This is a genomic window from Wolbachia endosymbiont (group B) of Sphaerophoria taeniata (assembly GCF_947179355.1).
GTDB lineage: Bacteria > Pseudomonadota > Alphaproteobacteria > Rickettsiales > Anaplasmataceae > Wolbachia.
Genome location: NZ_CAMXAW010000003.1, coordinates 369,653 through 388,869, shown reverse-complemented (window position 1 = coordinate 388,869; position 19,217 = coordinate 369,653). Strand labels below are relative to the sequence as shown.

At 33.9% G+C, this 19,217-nt stretch carries 21 protein-coding genes, 1 tRNA gene and 2 pseudogenes; 8 read left to right on the top strand and 16 right to left on the bottom strand.

Annotated features, from left to right (window positions below):
• Positions 1 to 3 precede the first annotated feature (3 nt).
• Positions 4 to 824 (bottom strand): annotated as a pseudogene (locus tag ONG75_RS05775) (IS630 family transposase).
• A 182-nt stretch (positions 825 to 1,006) separates the two neighbouring features.
• On the opposite strand from ONG75_RS05775, the pseudogene ONG75_RS05770 reads away from it, so the two are divergent.
• Positions 1,007 to 1,234 (top strand): annotated as a pseudogene (locus tag ONG75_RS05770) (ankyrin repeat domain-containing protein); the annotation flags it as partial.
• 102 nt (positions 1,235 to 1,336) lie between these two features.
• Here the strand turns inward: ONG75_RS05770 and tyrS are convergent.
• Together tyrS and rsfS are read right to left on the bottom strand one after the other, a co-directional pair.
• Entirely contained in the window at positions 1,337 to 2,599 is a 1,263-nt protein-coding gene (tyrS, locus tag ONG75_RS05765; RefSeq protein WP_264336526.1) for a tyrosine--tRNA ligase, read from the bottom strand.
• 230 nt (positions 2,600 to 2,829) lie between these two features.
• Positions 2,830 to 3,147, bottom strand: a complete 318-nt coding sequence (gene rsfS / locus ONG75_RS05760; RefSeq protein WP_264375992.1) for a ribosome silencing factor — start codon at positions 3,145 to 3,147, stop codon at positions 2,830 to 2,832.
• A 128-nt stretch (positions 3,148 to 3,275) separates the two neighbouring features.
• On the opposite strand from rsfS, the gene ONG75_RS05755 reads away from it, so the two are divergent.
• The 3 genes from ONG75_RS05755 to ONG75_RS05745 are packed head-to-tail and all read left to right on the top strand — an operon-like array spanning position 3,276 to position 5,134.
• Positions 3,276 to 3,875 (top strand): AAA family ATPase, encoded by a 600-nt coding sequence (locus tag ONG75_RS05755; protein WP_264375991.1) that lies wholly within the window; start codon positions 3,276 to 3,278, stop codon positions 3,873 to 3,875.
• The gene (locus ONG75_RS05750) at positions 3,868 to 4,356 is read left to right on the top strand and encodes an RNA pyrophosphohydrolase (RefSeq protein ID WP_264375990.1); all 489 of its coding nucleotides are present in this window, start codon (positions 3,868 to 3,870) and stop codon (positions 4,354 to 4,356) included. Before ONG75_RS05755 ends, ONG75_RS05750 begins: the two co-directional genes overlap by 8 nt.
• Positions 4,346 to 5,134: a TatD family hydrolase gene (locus tag ONG75_RS05745; RefSeq protein WP_264375989.1), complete on the top strand. Its 789-nt coding sequence runs from the start codon at positions 4,346 to 4,348 to the stop codon at positions 5,132 to 5,134. Before ONG75_RS05750 ends, ONG75_RS05745 begins: the two co-directional genes overlap by 11 nt.
• A gap of 5 nt (positions 5,135 to 5,139) precedes the next feature.
• Here the strand turns inward: ONG75_RS05745 and mdh are convergent, their stop codons facing one another.
• From mdh to ONG75_RS05710, 7 genes are read right to left on the bottom strand one after another with little or no spacing between them, the layout of a single operon-like run.
• On the bottom strand, positions 5,140 to 6,084 hold the full coding sequence (mdh, locus tag ONG75_RS05740; protein ID WP_264375988.1) for a malate dehydrogenase: 945 nt from the start codon (positions 6,082 to 6,084) through the stop codon (positions 5,140 to 5,142).
• A 3-nt stretch (positions 6,085 to 6,087) separates the two neighbouring features.
• A complete protein-coding gene (locus tag ONG75_RS05735; RefSeq protein WP_017532371.1) occupies positions 6,088 to 6,663 on the bottom strand; it encodes an NADH-quinone oxidoreductase subunit C in 576 nt (191 codons plus the stop codon).
• A 1-nt stretch (position 6,664) separates the two neighbouring features.
• Entirely contained in the window at positions 6,665 to 7,168 is a 504-nt protein-coding gene (locus ONG75_RS05730) for a NuoB/complex I 20 kDa subunit family protein (protein ID WP_007302257.1), read from the bottom strand.
• Entirely contained in the window at positions 7,159 to 7,512 is a 354-nt protein-coding gene (locus tag ONG75_RS05725; protein ID WP_064085468.1) for an NADH-quinone oxidoreductase subunit A, read from the bottom strand. Before ONG75_RS05725 ends, ONG75_RS05730 begins: the two co-directional genes overlap by 10 nt.
• A 17-nt stretch (positions 7,513 to 7,529) precedes the next feature.
• On the bottom strand, positions 7,530 to 7,898 hold the full coding sequence (locus ONG75_RS05720; protein ID WP_006014413.1) for an HIT domain-containing protein: 369 nt from the start codon (positions 7,896 to 7,898) through the stop codon (positions 7,530 to 7,532).
• Positions 7,899 to 7,904: 6 nt separating this feature from the next.
• Entirely contained in the window at positions 7,905 to 8,186 is a 282-nt protein-coding gene (locus ONG75_RS05715) for a hypothetical protein (protein ID WP_010403548.1), read from the bottom strand.
• A gap of 3 nt (positions 8,187 to 8,189) precedes the next feature.
• Positions 8,190 to 8,924, bottom strand: coding sequence for a hypothetical protein (locus ONG75_RS05710; RefSeq protein WP_264375987.1), 735 nt, complete (start codon positions 8,922 to 8,924; stop codon positions 8,190 to 8,192).
• A 184-nt stretch (positions 8,925 to 9,108) separates the two neighbouring features.
• Here ONG75_RS05710 and ONG75_RS05705 point away from each other — a divergent pair, with 184 nt between their 5' ends.
• Both ONG75_RS05705 and ONG75_RS05700 read left to right on the top strand, forming a co-directional pair.
• Positions 9,109 to 10,485, top strand: coding sequence for a UDP-N-acetylmuramoyl-tripeptide--D-alanyl-D-alanine ligase (locus tag ONG75_RS05705; RefSeq protein ID WP_264336529.1), 1,377 nt, complete (start codon positions 9,109 to 9,111; stop codon positions 10,483 to 10,485).
• 33 nt (positions 10,486 to 10,518) lie between these two features.
• Entirely contained in the window at positions 10,519 to 11,484 is a 966-nt protein-coding gene (locus ONG75_RS05700) for a complex I NDUFA9 subunit family protein (protein ID WP_064085471.1), read from the top strand.
• A gap of 8 nt (positions 11,485 to 11,492) precedes the next feature.
• Here ONG75_RS05700 and ONG75_RS05695 read toward each other — a convergent pair.
• The 4 genes from ONG75_RS05695 to rpmF form a co-directional block, all read right to left on the bottom strand.
• Positions 11,493 to 11,566, bottom strand: a tRNA-Arg gene (locus ONG75_RS05695).
• Between the two features lie 142 nt (positions 11,567 to 11,708).
• The gene (locus ONG75_RS05690) at positions 11,709 to 12,665 is read right to left on the bottom strand and encodes a beta-ketoacyl-ACP synthase III (protein ID WP_264375986.1); all 957 of its coding nucleotides are present in this window, start codon (positions 12,663 to 12,665) and stop codon (positions 11,709 to 11,711) included.
• On the bottom strand, positions 12,658 to 13,695 hold the full coding sequence (plsX, locus tag ONG75_RS05685; protein WP_010405337.1) for a phosphate acyltransferase PlsX: 1,038 nt from the start codon (positions 13,693 to 13,695) through the stop codon (positions 12,658 to 12,660). Before plsX ends, ONG75_RS05690 begins: the two co-directional genes overlap by 8 nt.
• A gap of 8 nt (positions 13,696 to 13,703) precedes the next feature.
• Complete coding sequence (gene rpmF, locus ONG75_RS05680; RefSeq protein ID WP_029237672.1) at positions 13,704 to 13,886, bottom strand: 50S ribosomal protein L32; 183 nt, start codon at positions 13,884 to 13,886, stop codon at positions 13,704 to 13,706.
• Positions 13,887 to 14,120: 234 nt separating this feature from the next.
• Here rpmF and ONG75_RS05675 point away from each other — a divergent pair, with 234 nt between their 5' ends.
• On the top strand, positions 14,121 to 14,903 hold the full coding sequence (locus ONG75_RS05675) for an MlaE family ABC transporter permease (protein ID WP_029237671.1): 783 nt from the start codon (positions 14,121 to 14,123) through the stop codon (positions 14,901 to 14,903).
• Entirely contained in the window at positions 14,896 to 15,597 is a 702-nt protein-coding gene (locus tag ONG75_RS05670; RefSeq protein ID WP_010405332.1) for an ABC transporter ATP-binding protein, read from the top strand. Before ONG75_RS05675 ends, ONG75_RS05670 begins: the two co-directional genes overlap by 8 nt.
• 259 nt (positions 15,598 to 15,856) lie before the next feature.
• On the opposite strand, the gene ffh is transcribed toward ONG75_RS05670, so the two are convergent.
• Entirely contained in the window at positions 15,857 to 17,200 is a 1,344-nt protein-coding gene (gene ffh / locus ONG75_RS05665) for a signal recognition particle protein (protein ID WP_264374535.1), read from the bottom strand.
• A complete protein-coding gene (locus ONG75_RS05660) occupies positions 17,185 to 18,744 on the bottom strand; it encodes a proton-conducting transporter transmembrane domain-containing protein (RefSeq protein ID WP_264375985.1) in 1,560 nt (519 codons plus the stop codon). Before ONG75_RS05660 ends, ffh begins: the two co-directional genes overlap by 16 nt.
• Between the last annotated feature and the right edge of the window lie 473 nt (positions 18,745 to 19,217).

Here is a 19,217-nt window from a genome sequence, read left to right as displayed (position 1 = left end):
AGGTCATAAGAAAGAAGAATCGACAGCATGACGAAAAGATTTGAATAAAGGAATGTTTTTCCTGGTTCTGTTTTTTATAGCAAACCAATAATGTTCAGTTTTGTTAAAATCTGGAGAATATGGAGGAAGATATAAAATTTCTGCACCAACTCCTTTAGCAAATCTTATTAGACTTATGAAAAGTAGCATTATCAAGGATAACAGTTTGTCCAGGTTCCAAAATCGGTGTCAGAAACTGCTCAAACCATTTATTAAAGATATCCATATTGCAGTGGCCTTCAAAGGTTAACGGAGCAATTATTTTTCTTCCACTTAAGGCTGCAACCATGCTAATTCGTTGAGTTTTCTTCCCAGATTTTAGGGCATAAAACCGCTGTCCTTTCTGGCAATACCCATAGGTTCAGTGTCCAGACTCATCTATATACACTAATTCTTTAGGTTCTTTTGTTGCTATAACCTTTGAAAATTGAGCTCGCTTTTCTTCATTTCTTTCTTTATATCCGTAGGTCTTTTTTTTCTTGTGAATCCTATATTTTTAAGTGCTCGATGAATTGTTTGTCTACTAATATTGCCCCAGCATCTCTGACTGAGTTTTGCCACCTTGCTCATTTGCAAATTCGGCAAATGCATTCCAGTCGGTAATTTTATGCCACGCTTCCAGGCTTTTTTGACTGAAAATCTCCCGTTTTCTCACGTCTTTTCTTCCACTCATATAAAGTTGTTTTTCCGATCTTAAATCTCTTGGCAACAGTTTCTCCACTCTCTCCTTCATCCAATGCTTCCATTACCTTTTTTCTTAAGTCATAACTATATGCTACTGGCATCCTTACCTTCCACTACTATCAATCCATATCTTACTCTTTTTGGACTATTATGAGAAGGGCTATACTAGTACAAACAATAAATTACTATTCTTAAATTTGATCAGATTGATTGCAAAAAATAAGATTTTCAATAAGCTGCTTGTATAGTTAGCCTTTCATAGATAGTGATGCAACAAAGCCCCGGTGGAGTAACTGCATTATTAGGTACTGCTATATCTATAGCACTTTTTACAGCCGGAGCAATTACAGCTGAGTTAATACCTATAGTTATAGCAGTAGTTGCAATTACAGCAACAGCACTAATAGTTGGCAATGCTATATATAAATTGTCAAAGCCTGATACTCAAGTTGATAAACCAATCTTAGCAAATCGACAGCAAGAAACTGCTAGCGATAGTAGGATTGCCTAGCGATTTTGCCACAGTGTCAGCTGCTTCAATGATATCCATTTGTTCCTATAATTATCTTTTCTTGCCTACCTTATTTTACCACTCTGCTGAACAGATACAAATTCACTTTCTTACTTCACTCACTAAAATTTTAATATGGCGTTTCTTTCCTGCAGACAATTTTATGAATGACTGATCTTTGAAGCTCTCAGAATTTATTATATAGTTAACATCATTTATAGTATTATCATTAACTTTGCATCCATTGCCCTGTATTAAACGCTTTGCCGCACCTTTTGAAGGTTCAAAACCGGTGTCATGAAGCAAGTCTATCAGGAGTATGCCATTTGCAACTTGTTCTCTTGTGATAGTGTAACCAGAAAGCAATGAACTGTCTTCATTTTCAAAAGCAGAGATTGCAGCAGATCGTGCAAGTTTCGCTTCTTTACAACCGTGACATATTTTTGTCACTTCTGTTGCCAAGACCTTTTTTGCTTCGTTTGTTTCTTGATCCTTCAAGGACTCTAGTTTTTTAATTTCATCAATTGATAAATCAGTGAAAAGTCTCAAAAAACGACCAACATCTTGATCATCAACATTGCGAAAATATTGCCAGTAGTCATAGGGCTTTAGCATGCTACCATCAAGCCATACTGCTCCACTTTCAGTTTTGCCCATCTTTTTTCCTTGTGCGTTTAATAAAAGAGGTGTGGTAAGACCAAACAGCTCAGGTAAATTTAACTTTTTGCCAAGTTCAATTCCGTTTACTATATTTCCCCATTGGTCTGACCCTCCAATCTGGAGACGACAGCCATACTTTTTATTCAACTCGACAAAATCATAGGCTTGTAACAACATGTAATTAAACTCGAGAAAGCTTAGATTTTGCTCCCTATCTAGCCTAATTTTCACACTATCAAAGCCTAACATGCGATTTACAGAAAAATGTGTCCCTATATCACGCAAAAAGTCTATATATTTTATGTTATCTAACCAATCTGCGTTGTTTACTATGATTGCACCAGTTTTTCCATAATCGAAAGATATCATCTTCTCGAGGGTTTTCTTTATACCAAGTATATTTTGATTGATATCTTCTATCGGCAAGACGCTTCTTGCTTTGTCTTTACCAGATGGGTCACCAATTTTTGTTGTGCCACCTCCAAGTAGAATTATTGGCTTATAACCGAATTTTTGTAGGTGACGGAGCATCATGATTTGAATGAGACTGCCAATATGCAAACTTGGTGCCGTACAATCAAACCCAATGTATGCAATTATATAATTATCTTGTGATAATAGCTGGTCTAACCTATCAATGTTTGTACATTGATATAGGTATCCTCTTTCTTGAATGAAGTTTAAAAACTCGGATTTATGTTTCATAATATGTTATTTTGTGTGTAAACGGTGTTGTTAACGATGGCGTCATTCCAGTGCTTGACGCTGGAATCCAGTTTATTATGAAATTTCATCAAAAATGTTGTATAGTGTGCTCGTTTATGATTAAGTTTTCTAGATTCCAGTGTCAAGCACTGGAATGACACCACCAACTTCATAAGGGTTGCCTTCAAAATTACAACATTTGAGCAAGTGTATACCAGCTACCTGGATAATCAATTCCATAACTCTTCTATCTTATAATATTCTCTTACTTCTGGCCTGAATAGGTGAACCATTATACCTTGAAAATTCACAATCACCCAGTTACCTTCATCCATACCTTCTACATCTATTTTATCATATTGCTTGAGATTTTTCATCACGTGCTCAGCTAATGCTTTTACATGGCGGCTCGAATCACCGGATGCAATGATCATATATTTTGCAATGACAGTTTTATTCTGCACATCAAAAGTAACTATATCTTGACCTTTGTTTTGATCTATTATATCTACAATCTTACTTTTTATTGATTCTGTATCACCATTCATTATTCTAAATTATATAATTTATCTGTAATGATACACTCAAAATTTCTGAATATGAACTATTTTTGATATGTTTCTAGTGTAACGTTTATAATACATATATTTGTAATATATGATAGTTTTCTGATGGTATGGTCATTTACTTAATCGGATTTCCGGGTAGTGGCAAACTTACGATTGCAAAAGAGCTGTGTAATATTATTGATGGGGTGATAGTAGACAATAACCTGTTTAATAATATTATATTTGATATGATTGATTTCAGAAACGCTGAGGTTACAAGTGAAATATGGGAAGAAATTTTTGTGATTAGAGAGAATATGTTAGCAATATTGGAAAAATACCATATAGAATCAAAGCATTATATATTTACAAACGAATTGATAAAAGGTGATTCCTATGATCAAAAAGTATATAACTCAGTGGTGAATTTAAGTAAAAAAATGAACGTGGAGATTCTCCCTGTGGTGTTATATTGTAATAGTGGAGAACTAGTAAAGCGCGTTCAATTAAAGGAAAGAGAGCAGGAGAGAAAAATTACTGATTCAGATTTTGCTATGAGAAGAATTAAAGGAAAGAAACTATTTGTGCCTCAAGGTTCACTTGAAATTGATAACTCAAACTTAAGCGCAAAAGAAGTTGCAAAAAAAATTGTTGAAAAAATGAATAGTAAAAAAGTAGTTGGAACTTCTATGATAAATAATTTAGCAACAGAGAGTATTTGTGATTAGTGAGGAGAAAGAGTATCGCCCTTGTGTTGGCATAATGTTATTTAACAAACAGGGAAATATTTTTATTGGAAAACGTTTTGATAGTGACTCTTATTGGCAGATGCCACAAGGAGGAGTTGATGAAGGTGAAGAGCTAGAGCAGGCAGCGCTACGTGAGCTATTGGAAGAAGTTGGTACTGATAAAGCAGAAATTGTGGCTAAAAATAAAGAGTGGATACACTATAACTTACCTGAGGAAGTTATACCAACATGCTGGAATGGGAGATATTCTGGCCAAAAGCAAAGGTGGTTCTTAATGAAATTTTGTGGGAAGGATAAGGATATTAATATTAACTATACTGATCATCCAGAGTTCAAAGAGTGGCGTTGGCAAAATGTGGATGATTTGGTAGCCAGTGCCATACCGTTCAAAAAAGAAGTTTATAAAAAAGTGATAGAAGAGTTTTCTTCTATCATAAAAGGATCTATTTATGATAGTTGATTCTCATTGTCATCTAATTTATTTTTCTGATGATGAAATACCAAAGGTAATTTCAAGAGCAGAGCAAAATGGTGTGAGAATTTTGCATAACATATGTATAAGCATTAATGATATCCCTAAATTATTAAAAATCTCTTCATTCTATGATCAAGTCTACTACTCCGTTGGTATACATCCGCTTGATACTACTATAGAAAATGGTGAGTGTATACATGTTGATGAATTAATTGAGTTTACTAAGGGTCAAAAGGTAATTAGTATCGGTGAAACCGGATTAGATTTTTATAAATCTGATAACAAAAGCAATCAAAAAAAAAGTTTTGCATCACATATAGAAGCGGCAAAAGTAACAGGATTACCTTTAGTTATTCACACTAGAAATGCTGATAGTGAGATGATTGATATGTTAAATTCAGAAATGAAGAAGGACGCTTTTAGTGGAGTAATGCATTGCTTTGCTTCTTCTAAAGAGCTTGCTTATAAGGCTATGGACTTGGGATTATACATTTCATTTTCTGGAATTATTACTTTTAAAAATGCGAACTTACTAAGAGAAATTGCACAAAATGTGCCACGTGAGCGTGTTTTAGTTGAAACTGATGCACCTTATCTATCTCCTGAGCCTTACAGAGGAAGAAAAAATGAACCGGCAATGGTGAAATATGTTGTGAATTGTTTAGCAGAATTATGGAATGAATCGCCGGAACAAGTAGCAAAAATAACTACAAATAATTTTTTTAGGCTGTTTACAAAACTTGAGCTCAAAGAAATTATATAGGACAATTAATTTAGCCGACAAAGCTCTTCCACTGCATTTACAGATTTATTGAACATCTCTTGTTCACTATTATCCATCTTAACTTCTAGAATTTTCTCAACTCCATTTTTGCCAATAATAGTAGGAACACCAATGAATAAGTCTTTCACACCATATTCACCATTAAGATAAGCAGCGCATGGTAATATACGCCTTTTATCTTTTAAGTATGATTCTAGCATGCTTATGGCTGAAGATGCAGGAGCATAGTATGCAGATCCAGATTTAAGTAGATCAACTATTTCTTTTCCACCATTACGAGTGCGCTCAACTATTTCATCAACTTTTCCTCGCGTAATCAAACCCATCTCAATGATTTGGGTAAGTGGAATGCCAGCAATTGAAGCATAATTGATTAGTGGTACCATAGTGTCACCATGTCCTCCAAGCACAAAAGCAGATACATCTTCGACAGAAATATTTAACTCACTTGCAAGAAAATAACGAAAACGAGCAGAGTCAAGCACTCCTGCCATACCAACAATCATATTAGTTGGCAGACTTGAAGATTTGTATACTACTGAAACCATAGCATCTAAAGGATTGGTAACCACTATTACAAATGCGTTTGGAGAATGTTTTTTAATATTTTCCCCAACCTCTTTCATTACTGCAGCATTAGTTTGCAGAAGGTCATCTCTGCTCATTCCAGGTTTTCTGGCAATGCCAGCAGTTATTATAATTGCGTCAGAGTTTTTTATATCTTCATACCTATTTGTACCAGTAATATTGACATTAGATCGATCAATAGGAGATGATTCTGTAATGTCAAGCGCTTTACCTTGTGGTATTCCATCGCTTACATCAAGCAAAATAACATCTCCTAGCTCTCTTAGTGCAATCATATGGGCAAGAGTCCCACCGATATTTCCTGCACCAATCAAAGATATTTTTTTTCTTTGTGCTGTCATTTTCTACTCCTTTATATTTACTTTTGTGGCTTTACTACCTTCCCAAGGGGATAAGCTGTCAAACATACGAAAATCTTGTGGTAAGTCTATAGGATTATATACAACCTTTTTTGCCTCTATATCGTATCTTACTTCCTCGTAGCCAGTGAGAGGAAAATCTTTTAACATTGGATGACCTTTGAATCCATAATCCGTTAAAATCCTACGTAAATCTGGGTGATCAGAAAACTCTATTCCATACATATCAAATACTTCACGCTCAAACCACGAAGCTGCGTTAAATATCTTTGCTACACTTAGAGGTATATCACCTTCACATAACTGAAGCTTTATGTGCACTCTGATATTGTGTACAACGCTGAGCAAATTGTATATTAGCTCGAAACGTTTTTCTCTATCTGGGTAATCAACTCCAAAAACGTCAACTAATAATTCAAGCCTACACTTTTCATCATCACGTAGAAAGAGTAAGTGATTTTCAATGTCATTCAAAGCTGAATATATTACAATAGTGCCATCATTTTTCTGAATACATTCACATTTAGTCTTTTTTTGTATGTATTTTGCAGTTTTATCCATGCTATATATTTTTAGTTCGTTTTATTTTATTTTGTAGACATAGCATTCCATATAGCAACGCCTCAGCAGTTGGAGGGCATCCAGGAACATACACATCAACTGGCACAATTCTATCGCAACCACGGACTACTGAGTAAGAATAATGATAATAGCCACCGCCATTTGCACAACTTCCCATAGAGACGACGTATTTGGGATCTGCCATTTGATCATAAACTTTACGCAATGCTGCTGCCATTTTATTAGTTAACGTGCCAGCAACAATCATAACATCTGCTTGCCTTGGGCTTGCACGAAAGATTATGCCATATCTATCAAGATCATAACGACTGGATGCAGTGTGCATCATCTCTACTGCGCAACATGCAAGACCAAATGTCATTGGCCACAATGAACCAGACCTTGCCCAGTTCATTATATAATCTATTAAATCGCCAAATTTAGTGATAAGAAAACCTTCTTTTTTGTAACGATTCCAGTCGCCATTAGATAAATTTATTCCCATTCCAACGCACCTTTACACCACTCATAAATAAAGCCTATAGTAAGTATTGCAAGGAATATCATCATAGACCAAAATCCGCAATAGCTTATTTTAGATAAAGAAACGGCCCAAGGGAAAAGAAAAGCAATTTCTAAATCGAATATTATGAACAATATTGCAACTAAGTAAAATTTTATGTCGAAACTTTTTCTGGCTCTTGATAAAGGATTAAAGCCACACTCATATGTAGAAAGCTTTTCACCATCTGGGTTACTGACTGCAAGAAACATAGGTAATACACCTAAAGTAAAGGATACTACAATTGATACACAGATAAAAATTAATATGGTTAAATATTCACTCATTTAAAAAACATATAACACTATGAATTTACATGCTTTCCTAATCTTTTACCACCTAAAATATGTATGTGAAAGTGCGGTATAACTTGCTCTCCATCTTTACCGTGATTAGTAACTAATCTATATCCTGTTTTTTCTAAGTTATATTTATGTGCTATTTCTCTAACAGTTTTAAAAAAACTTACTATTTCCTCTTCGGAAGCTTTCAGAACAAAATCATCGTATGAAACGTATTGAGCTTTTGGTATAACTAGAATATGAACTGGTGCATCAGGATACTTATCACGAAAAGCTAGCACATTTTCATTTTTATGTATTTCCTCATAAGACAACTCACCTCTTAATATCTTAGCAAAAATATTAGTGTCATCATAAGCTGTACTACCCATACTTTATTAAATTCCTGGTCCTCTTCTATTTTGCTTATGATTTGGTGTAGAAGGTGGGCTTATTGCTGCTTCGCTAGAAGCATCTTCAAGACTTGAAACGTCTTTTAGCTGTATATCTTGTCCACGCAAAACTGACCCATAGTCCATTTGGTGTCTTTTTGAAAACGTTTCTATTCTTTTTGCCCTTCTTGCAGCAATAACTTCTGGTTGTAAATGATACATATCTCCAGGAACAGTTAGGCTATGATACCTTTCCTCTATTTTAACTTCTTTCATAACACTCTCCATAATTTATTTCCCCCTACCTCTTATGCTTTCGCAACTTTCAAAATCTTGTTTAATAGCTTTTTGCCAATTATTTAAAATTTTCTCTGATGACTTTTCTTTACCTATAGACCTTATAACTTCTTGTGACTGTTGCTTTTTACTATCGTATCCACTATACAACTTTTCTGCAATATCATACAGCAACTTTCGGTCTGTGTGAACTTTAAACTCTCCACCAGTAATTTTTGCCAAATTTTTGAGATCATAATCAATTTTATTATAAATTCCTTCAAGAGCGTACTTTTTCATTACTTTTTCATCTATACCTGGATTTTTATCTTTTATTTCTTGGATAATCTTCTCAACATCAACTTCAATTACAATTTTGTTTTCTTCTCTAAAAATAGTTATATTTGGCAGATCTTTCCTTATTTTATCTAATTTCTCTGGACTCAAGTAAGGTATATCCCCCGTTAAAGTTCTTGACGCTAAAAAACTTACCTTACCTTTTTCTTGTTTTGTTATTTGTATGCCAAGGTACTTACTAGCTTCTGTGGTTTTTATAGGTGGGTCATATTTCTCTTCTTCTTTAGGTACATCACTCACAGCCTTTTTTAATGAAACTTTAGCATCATGCTTCATTTCATCAATTGAAGCAAACGGTTTCTTTATAGGATAAATAAGTGCTTTAGGCACAAGAAAAAACACGCCTTTTATCTTAGCCAAAATAGACTTTTTATTTGACTCATCTTTTGCCATACATACCTCCAAGTCACTTTCTACAATCAGATAGTAAAATACACTCAATTATAGACGAAAATATTTAAGCTTGTATATCTATTATAAGATGAAATTATAGAGATAGCAATCATTATTTGTACATTACCAAAGTATGTAGTATTTTTGCTGCTTTTCTTGTTCAAATTACCTTTAAAGATAAATTATGTTAAAATGGAACGCAAATAATATTATCGATGCTACTGGCGGAAGAGGGGAGGGTGTTTGTAATTCGGTATATAGCTCAAATATTTCAACGGATACAAGAAGCATAAAAAAAGGCGATTTATTTATTGCTCTCAAGGGAAAGAAATTTGATGGGCATGATTTTCTACATGAAGCATTTTTAAAAGGAGCTGTTGCTGCGGTAGTAAGCGAAGATAAATATAGAAATTTTCCTCTAATTATTGTGCAAGATACTCTAAAAGCTTTGCATAATATGGCATCATATTACATTAGAAATGTTCTTGTTAATGCTAAAGTTATTACAATTACAGGTAGTGTCGGGAAAACGACTACAAAGGACATGCTGCACACTGTTCTATCGCAATATGGAGCGTCTTATGCAAACAAAGATAACTTGAATAATAATATAGGATTACCTTTTACTATTCTAAAAGTCCCAAAAAACTGCCAGTACTTAATCCTTGAAATGGGAATGAATAGAGCTGGTGAGATAAAAGAGCTATCGAAGATTAGCAATCCGGATATTGCAGTTATTACCAACATCGAACCTGCGCATGTTGAAAATTTTTCATCTCTACTTGATATTGCGCAAGCGAAGTTAGAAGTCCTATGTGGTATGAAAAATAATGGTACTTTGATTTTGAACAAGGATAATAAACATTATGATTATCTTTTATCAAATGCTGACAGAAATGTAGTGAGCTTTGGTAAGAATGAAAGTGCTACTGTTCGTTTGTTAGACCTAATAAGAAACGATAGCGGTATAAATTTAAAAATTAAACCGCACAACGGTCAAATTATAAACTGTAATTTACGTTTGCGGGGTGAGCATTTTACATACTCTGCATTAGTTGTGACAGCAGTTGTGCAAAGTCTAGGACTTGATTTATCGAAATTACCACTAGCACTTGAGAATTTTACTGTAACAGAAGGTAGAGGTAATGTTCATCAAGCTAAATACAATGGAAAATTAGTACATTTGATTAACGACTCCTATAATGCTAACCCTACTTCAATGAAGGCTGCAATAAGAACTTTAGGTACATATTCTAATTTAAGAAAAGTGGCACTACTCGGCGATATGTTAGAACTTGGTAATGAAAGCATAGTATTTCATACAGAATTGCTTGACTCTATAGTAGAACAAAATGTGAATAAAGTTCATACAGTTGGTAAATTTATGTTAGAATTGAATAAACTTTTACCGGAGAATATAAAAGGCATGCATTTCGATGATTCTAACCAATTGAAAAGTAATTTAGCTAATATTGTTCAAGGTAATGATGTAATTTTAGTTAAAGGTTCTCATGGAATGAGAATGGACCTTATAGTGCAGGAATTCACAATAGAATATTAAATAAAACTATTGTATTAATTTAAAGTTAAGTTATTGGAAGTTTTAACTGTGATAAAACGTATAGTTATTTTTGGTGGAACGGGATTTATAGGAAAACACATCGTAAGACGCTTGGCAGCGGCGGGGTATTTAATAAGAATATTTACTCGTGATCAGGAAAAAGCTGCTTGTCTAAAGTTATGTGGCAACTTAGGGCAAATATCAATACTTGAAGGAGATTTTTTTAATGAAAAATCAATTTTAGAAAGTATGGAGGGGTGTGATGTTGTTATAAACTTAGTAGGAATATTATATGAAAAAAGAAAATACGATTTCTATACAGTTCATGTTGGAATAGCTGAAAGAATAGCAAAAGCTGCGCAAATAAAAAATGTATCCATGATGATACATTTTTCTGCCATGGGAATAGAAAATGATAAGTTATCAAAATATGCCCAAAGTAAATTGAAAGGTGAGAAAGCTGTAGCTTCGGCGTTTCAAGGAGCAATGATAATTAAGCCCAGTCTTGTATTTGGTAAAGAAGATAATTTCTTTAATAAATTTGCAAGATTAGCAACAATTCTTCCTTTTTTGCCGTTGATCGGTAGTGGAATAACGAAGTTTCAGCCGATATGTGTAACAAACTTAGCTGAAGTGGTATACCGTATTATCAGCTTTAATAAGCAAGATAAAAAAATTTATAATATAGGTGGATCAAAAGTTTACTCTTTTAAAAGCTTATTAAAGTTTATTCTGAATGTGACTAACAGAAAGTGTCTACTGATCAATGTACCTTTTCCAATGGCAAGATTGATAGCCTTTTTCTTAGAAAGTAAAGTTGTTTCTGTGCTGTTAAAACCTATAACTGGAGATGCAAGCCCTATACTTACTCGAGATCAGGTGAAAGTTATGATGAGTAGTTCAATCGAAAAGTCAGATGATCTCGAAACAATGAAAATTAGACCACTAGCAATTGAAAATGTGGTACCAGAATACTTGAAAATTTATAGAAAGCATTGATAGAAGAATGTGCCCGGTAGGATTCGAACCTACGACCCACAGCTTAGAAGGCTGTTGCTCTATCCAACTGAGCTACGGGCACACATCATATATAAAATGCTTCTTAGTACACGTGAAGTCAAGTATTTCTTGTGAATATAATGTTTGTGATAATATCTCAAAACTTTGTCAGTACAGCATGTAACGATAAAACTGAGAAAAAAGAAGCGTGGGTAATAGGAAGTCTAATAGCACAGTAACACAGAACCCCAGGCTAAACCTGCACCTATTGAAATCAGCAATATCAGATTTCCTGACTTTATTTTTGATTCTTGTACTGCATAGTCTAAGGCTAGTGGAATTGACGCTGCTGAGGTGTTTGCATGCTTATCAACTGTATTAATTACTTTTTCTATAGGAAAATCTAATTTCTTTACTACTGCTTCAATAATGCGAATGTTTGCTTGATGGGGAATTAACCAGTCAATATCAGTAATCTTTAAACTATTGCATTTTAGAGTTTCCTCTACTGAGGCTGTTAATTTCTCTACTGCATGTTTAAACACTTCTCTTCCATTCATAAGTATCTTTCCAGAATCACGAGTAGAGGATATTCCTCCGTTTGTACATAATAAGTCCACATTGCCATCAGAGTGTAAGTTTGTTGATATAATGCTACTGCTACTCATTTCTGATTTCATTATCACTGCACCAGCACCATCACCAAAGAGTACACAAGTTGACCTATCTTCCCAATCAACAATCCTAGACATTATTTCAGCACCAATAACAAGCGCGTATTTAATTCTATCGTTAGACTTTATAAGTGAATCAGCAACTGTAACTGCATATATAAAACCAGAGCATGCTGCCTGTACATCAAAAGCAAATGCGTTTTTACACTTTAATTTACTTTGTATAATCGTTGCACAGCTAGGAAAAGTTTTGTCAGGTGTTGTTGTTGCAACTATGATCAAACCAATTTCATCTATTGAAATTTTCGCTTTTTCTATAGCATTTTTCGCTGCATTAACAGCTAAATCTGACGTTAGTTCTCCTTCATCTGCTATATGTCTTTGAACTATTCCTGTTCTTTGCCTTATCCATTCATCGTTTGTTTCAACTATCGATGCAATTTCGTTATTACTCAAAATTTTTTTTGGTAGGTAAGAACCAGTGCTCAATATGAAACTTTTATTCAATATGACTTACCCCGTTAATTATCTTCTGGTTTAAATTTTCACTGATTGCATTTACTGCAAATTTTATAGCGTGAGCAAAAGAAATAGCATCAGAATTTCCGTGGCTCTTTATAATGATACCATTTAGCCCTAGAAACATAGCTCCACTTCTAATTTTAGGATTAAAACGCTCTAATGCTTTATTTAGCTTGGGTTTCAACAATATGCCGACAAGCATTTTTGTCATCCATGAATTAAATACTTCCTGTTTTATTAGACTGATAAAAGTACCAGCAGTTGCCTCAGCTGTCTTGAGCATTACATTACCAACAAAACCATCAGCAACAATTACGTCTATATTACCATCTAAAAATTCACTTGCCTCTATATATCCTTTGAAGTTAATACTTGGAGCATTTTTGAGTAACTCAAAAGCTCCTCTTACTGAGTCAGTACCTTTCACTTCTTCTGTACCAATGTTTAGCAAAGCGACTTCAGGATTTTCAACTTTTAATGCTATTTTTGCAAATATACTCCCCATTAATGCAAATTGAAATAATGAGTCAGTATTACAGTCAACATTTGCACCAAGATCAAGCAATGCAAAGCTTTTTGTCTTAGTTGGACAGACAGATGCAATAGCAGGACGATAGATATTGGGTAATGTTCCTAAAATAAATCTGGAGATAGCCATCAATGCTCCAGTGTTGCCTGAAGACACCATTCCAAAAGCTTTACCTTTTTTCACTGCTTCAACAGCTGCCTTCATACTTGAATCTTTGCGATGTTTCAGTGCAAAAGAGGGTTTATCATTTGGAAGAACATTATCAGAGCAATGGGTAAATTCGGAGTTATCGATTACTTTTTTGTATTTTGAAAGCAAAGGAGATATTTCTTTCTGATCTCCATAAATATGAAAAAAAACTTCAACACCTGGATCAACAAGATTATCCAAGAAAAAACTAGCACCCTGAATTACGGAAAGAGGTGCAAAATCCCCTCCCATAGCATCAAGTGCGATAACTATGTTGTTGTTGACCGTGGGTAACATATCATGAGTTACTCCGCCTTTTGTTTAATGAAAACACGTTTTCCTTTGTAACTATTGTCAACTGCTATGTTGTGAGGCAACATGAATTCTCCAGTTGTTGCACATACCACAATATTCTTAGGCTTAATAGTATGATGAGAACGATGCATATTACGCCTTGACTTTGACTTTTTTCTCTTCGGAACTGCCAAAACTTACTCCAATTCAATTATATAACACAATTTATTAGTAGCATGTTTTTTACAAGAAGTAAATAGCGAAATAAGTAAGGTTTTCTTATACAATTCAGTCTTATAAACTTAAACTCAAGCATTTTGATCAAAGTATATTGAACTTAAGATATATCTTGACTATACTCTGCGATAGAGTTAATAAAAATTTTAATAAAATCAGTAAAACTAATTTTTAGCTAAGATAAATGCAAAGTGAGTTCCTTTGATGTAAACAGTGTTAGAATAATCGGTAGGTGCTTTATCAACTTTCTGTTGAGGCTTGGTAACGCATTTGTGTTTTTTATTCAATCTCTATACCACTGCTTTGTGCCACCGTATTATTTTAGCAATGTAGCAAAACAAATTATAGAGATAGGCTTTTTCTCTTTACCAATTGTTGGGCTCACTGGAGTTTTTATAGGAGCGGTGATAGTTTTACAAAGTAGCTTAAGTGGTCTATTGATTAATCAAGAACAAGTAGTACCTAAGCTTGTTACGATCACTATCATTAAAGAGTTAGGGCCAGTTTTGATTAGCTTAATAATGGTAGGAAAGGTTGGGTCCTCAATTGCAGCAGAAATTGGCACGATGCGCATCACTGAACAAATAGATGCACTTACAACTTTGGACATCAATCCTTTCAAATATTTAATTGCACCAAGAATTCTAGCGTCAGTTATAGTATTTCCAATACTTACAGTATGTGCAGATCTAATAGGAATATTTGGAGGGTATGTCACCGCAGTCTTTGAATTTAACCACAATTTAAATATATACATAAAATATACAGCTCAATTCTTTAATATAAACGATTTTGTTGTTGGGCTAATGAAAGCGACTGCTTTTGGGGCTATAATTTCTGTTTCAAGTTGTTATTACGGTTACCATTGTAGAGAAGGTGCACGAGGAGTAGGTGTTGCTACAACATCAACTGTTGTTTTTTCGTCCATATTGATCATTTTAGCAAACTACTTGATTACTTTGATACATGTATAGCCCCATAATATCAATATTGAACCTAAGCTTGTCTTTTGATGATAGAACGATATTAAACAACATAAGTTTTAATATATCGAAGGGGGAATCATTAGTCATACTTGGCGGCTCAGGAAGTGGTAAATCTGTATTAACAAAAATAATCATTGGATTGCTAAAACCAGACTCAGGGTCTATTAAAATAAATAGTGAAAGCAAAAATAAATTTGGAGTCTTATTTCAAAATTCTGCTTTATTTGACTACGTTACAGTGTGGGAAAATATATCTTTTAATTATAAAAAGCGCTTTAATATCAGCGAAAAGGAGGCAAAACAGCTAGCAATCGAGAAGTTAAATGATGTTGGACTGGAGGAAAGCATAGCAGATATGTTTCCAATCGAGCTATCAGGCGGAATGAAAAAAAGAGTAGCACTTGCAAGGGCGATTGCGCACAATCCAGAAATTATTGTATTGGATGAGCCAACTTCAGGATTGGACCCAATTATGTCAGATATGGTAAACGAGATAATAATAAAATTATCTAAAGACTTTAACCCTACAATTATCACGATTACACATGATATTCATAGTGCATTTAAAATAGCTGATAAAATAGCAGTATTATACGAAGGGAATATTATCTACCACGGAACTGTCCAAGAAATACAAAATACTAATAACGAATATATAAAAAAATTCATTCATTATATATAGCTATAGGTTTACAAACGATATTGTGAATGCCATATCTACCCTAACTTGAGCTACTGACAATTGTCGTTCTGTTACTAGTGTAGTGCCACGGTGGTATGGTGTGTTAGCTATAAAACAACGCATTAAATATAGCTAAAGTAACTTATATCAATTTTTATTATTATGCCAATTCCAACTGCGGAAATTTATTGAATTTGTTACTTCACTACTCAACAGCAATTACAACTGATGATTTTATTTCATTCTACTACCTGCTGATTTATTTTCTGCTCAGCATATCCATTAAATCAGATTCTTTGAGTTTATTATGATCAACTTTACTGAATTTATTCACCATAGAGCTCATTTGATTATACTGCTTAATTAGAAGATTAACGTCAGTTACACTTGTTCCGGACCCCTTAGAAATTCTAAGTCTTCTTTTGCCATTTAAAATATCTGGATTTTGCCTTTCTTTTTCGGTCATTGAGTTTATGATGGCTATATATTTTTTCACTTTATTGTCGTCTGGCACACTGCTACTTAGCTTTTTTGTGAATGAACTAGGGATGAATTTCATTATGTTGCTAATGCCATCCATTTTACTCAGAGTTTTTAACATTCCCACTAGGTCGTTTAGGTCGAATTTACCCTTTTTTACTTTCTTTTGTAACTTATCAATTTCTTCCTGACCAACAATCTCAGCAGCTTTTTCAACCAATGATACAACATCACCCATGCTAAGTATCCTTTTTGCAATTCTATCGGGATAAAAATCATCGAGGTCACTTAATTTTTCACCACAAGCAATAAATTTAATTGGACAATCGGTGATCATTTTCATAGAAAGAGCAGCACCACCACGTGCATCACCATCAACACGGGTGAGAATAATGCCGGTTACACCTATTACCTCATTGAATGATTTGGCAATGTTGACCGCATCCTGGCCTATCATTGCGTCGGCTACTAAAATAACTTCTGCAGGTGAAGCTATTTCCTTTACGGCTTTCAACTCATTCATCATATTATTGTCAATATGAAGCCTGCCTGCGGTGTCTAGTATTAATACATCATAATTATCGTTCTTTGCTGCTGCCAGTGCCCTTTTTGTAATTGCAATAGGCTCCTCATTTATTACTATAGATAAAGTTTGTACGTCTATCTGTTTACCCAGCACCTCAAGTTGTTTCTGGGCAGCCGGCCTATAAATGTCTAAAGAGGCAAGCATCACTTTTTTCTTTTGCTTTTTTAGCTTTAAAGCAAGCTTTCCTGAGGTAGTTGTTTTACCTGCACCTTGTAAGCCCACCATCATAATCACAGCAGGGGGTTTAACTGCTAGATTTAAGTCACTTTTCTCTGATCCGAGAACTGCAACTAAATTATCCTGCACAATTTTAATTATCATTTGTGCTGGAGAAACACTTTTTATGACTTTTTCCCCAATCACTTTATCTTTAATGTCGTTGATGAATTTTTTTGCAACTTCAAGTGAAACGTCAGCTTCAATTAAAGCTATACGTATTTCACGCATGGCAAGATTAAAATCATCTTCAGAAATGATCGACTTTCCTCTCAGTTTACTAAATACAGAATTTAAACTTTCAGTTAACGATTTAAACATAATAGCATTAGTAGAATACTCATTAAAAAGAGAGAAGAAGCTGAAACAAAACTTACTGAGTTATAACTTAGCACTTCTTTAAGTTTAGTAATATTATTAAAGTATAAATTAGTAAGTGAATTAGTCAAGTTTTGCAGTACGTTGGCAGACATTTCTCTCACTTTAAAGACCAATTGATTGAACAGCAAGACAATATAGGGTACGAAAGCTCTAAAAATCCAATCAATATCCATTTTAAAATTTATTCTTGGGTAAAATAACTTGCGTAAAGGAATAAACAATAAAGTGGTACATAGTAATAAATTAAATTGCGACAAAACATTTTTTGTGTTGTACACAAAATCGAAAATCGAAGGGTTATTGTAAATAGGCAAGTAAGGGTTGCCAGCAATTATACATATGAATGCTAAAATAATCATTGTTATTCTACCTTCTTTCCCTTCTGAAGGTTTGGACTTGCTTTTAGCGATAAATATGTAATAGAAAAACTTGAGCCCCACGCTTAAATAAAGCAGTAAATTTAGAATCTTGTATAAATTTTTATACACTTCTAAATTAGCACCACTTGCTTCAATCTCGGCTGTAATGTATGATTTGCTAATAAATCCAACGGTTCCAGGAAATGCAGCCACTGTGAATATCGCAATTATAGCACACATGCCTTCGACTGACATCAATTTACCCACTCCATTAAAACTAATTGTTTTTGTCCGCGAAATAATCGCATTGCTAACCACAAACAATAATGATTGATAAACAAGAGAGAAAATTATGTGTAGCATCAAAATTGGTATTGCCTTTTCCGAAGGGCTGAGTAAACCTCCTGCAATAATCAGCAAGCCCATTTGTCCTACAACATTATAGCATAGAAATCTACGAATATTTTGCTCAAGAGAAGCAAATATAATGCTGTAAATTACAGTGATGGCGCCTACAAGTGCTAATATTTCAGTACAATCTTGCCATAGGGTGTAAGTGTGTAAAAGCATCACTAAAAAAGAGACTTTAGTGGTAAATAAAGAGAGATATGTAGTGCCATGTAGTGATGCAGCAGGATATGCATCAACAACCCAAAACGAAAAAGGAAAACAAGCGCAGTTTATCAATAAACCCAAAATTATCAGGTTAGTGCTTTGAAGTGCCAATCCTGCTGTCAATATAACTCCAACCAAAAAGTGTACACAAGCGTACCTTATTGCAGATCCACTATCTCTACAGCTAGCTGCGATAATAAAAAATGCACTGATGGTCATTAATTCAAAGAATATTATAACCAACATTATCTGCTTGGATAAAATTGCACAGAGTGAGCAGGTAGTATAAGCAAAAAAAGATAGCATCTCTGAAAAAGTCAAATTTTGTGTTGGTAGAACAGCTAAAAATGCAACTGATAAAAAAGATATTAGTACGATACGAAAAGATAAATCAAAATTTAGAACTGGATGAGAGCAATTCAGTGTAGTACCTAAATTTTCAGGTAATATTAGGACTATCACTATTAATGTAGTCAATAGAAATAGCAATAAAAATTTATAAAGTTGCACAATGATGTAAAACAGTATGGTTTATGCTACCTCAACATACAAATAAAATCAATTTGCATATTAACCACTAGTTAAGCTAATTACCATATAATTATATCAGGGTTTAGAAGGTTATAGAGAAACCGGTCAGATTAGGTTTTTAATCTAATCTGACCGATAGCTTTAATAGTGAGGTAAGCTTTAATATAGCACTCCTAATTCACAGTGCTACACTCGTGCATAATTTATTTTTAATTTGTGCACGAGCGTTAGTAAATTATTTACTTTTTGAAATAAAATTTGGCATCAATTCAATATCCAGAACTTCAGTAAGTCTGCTAGTTGAGAGTGATTTACTTTCTTTGTTTTAAGTATCTGCATAAATCTAATGGAGCTGCCAGTTTTCAATGCACTCATTCGACTTTTATGCTCTTCGCAATATTTGATTCTATTAAAGAATTCTTTGCTAATCTAGTCTTTAACGCTTTTTTTAG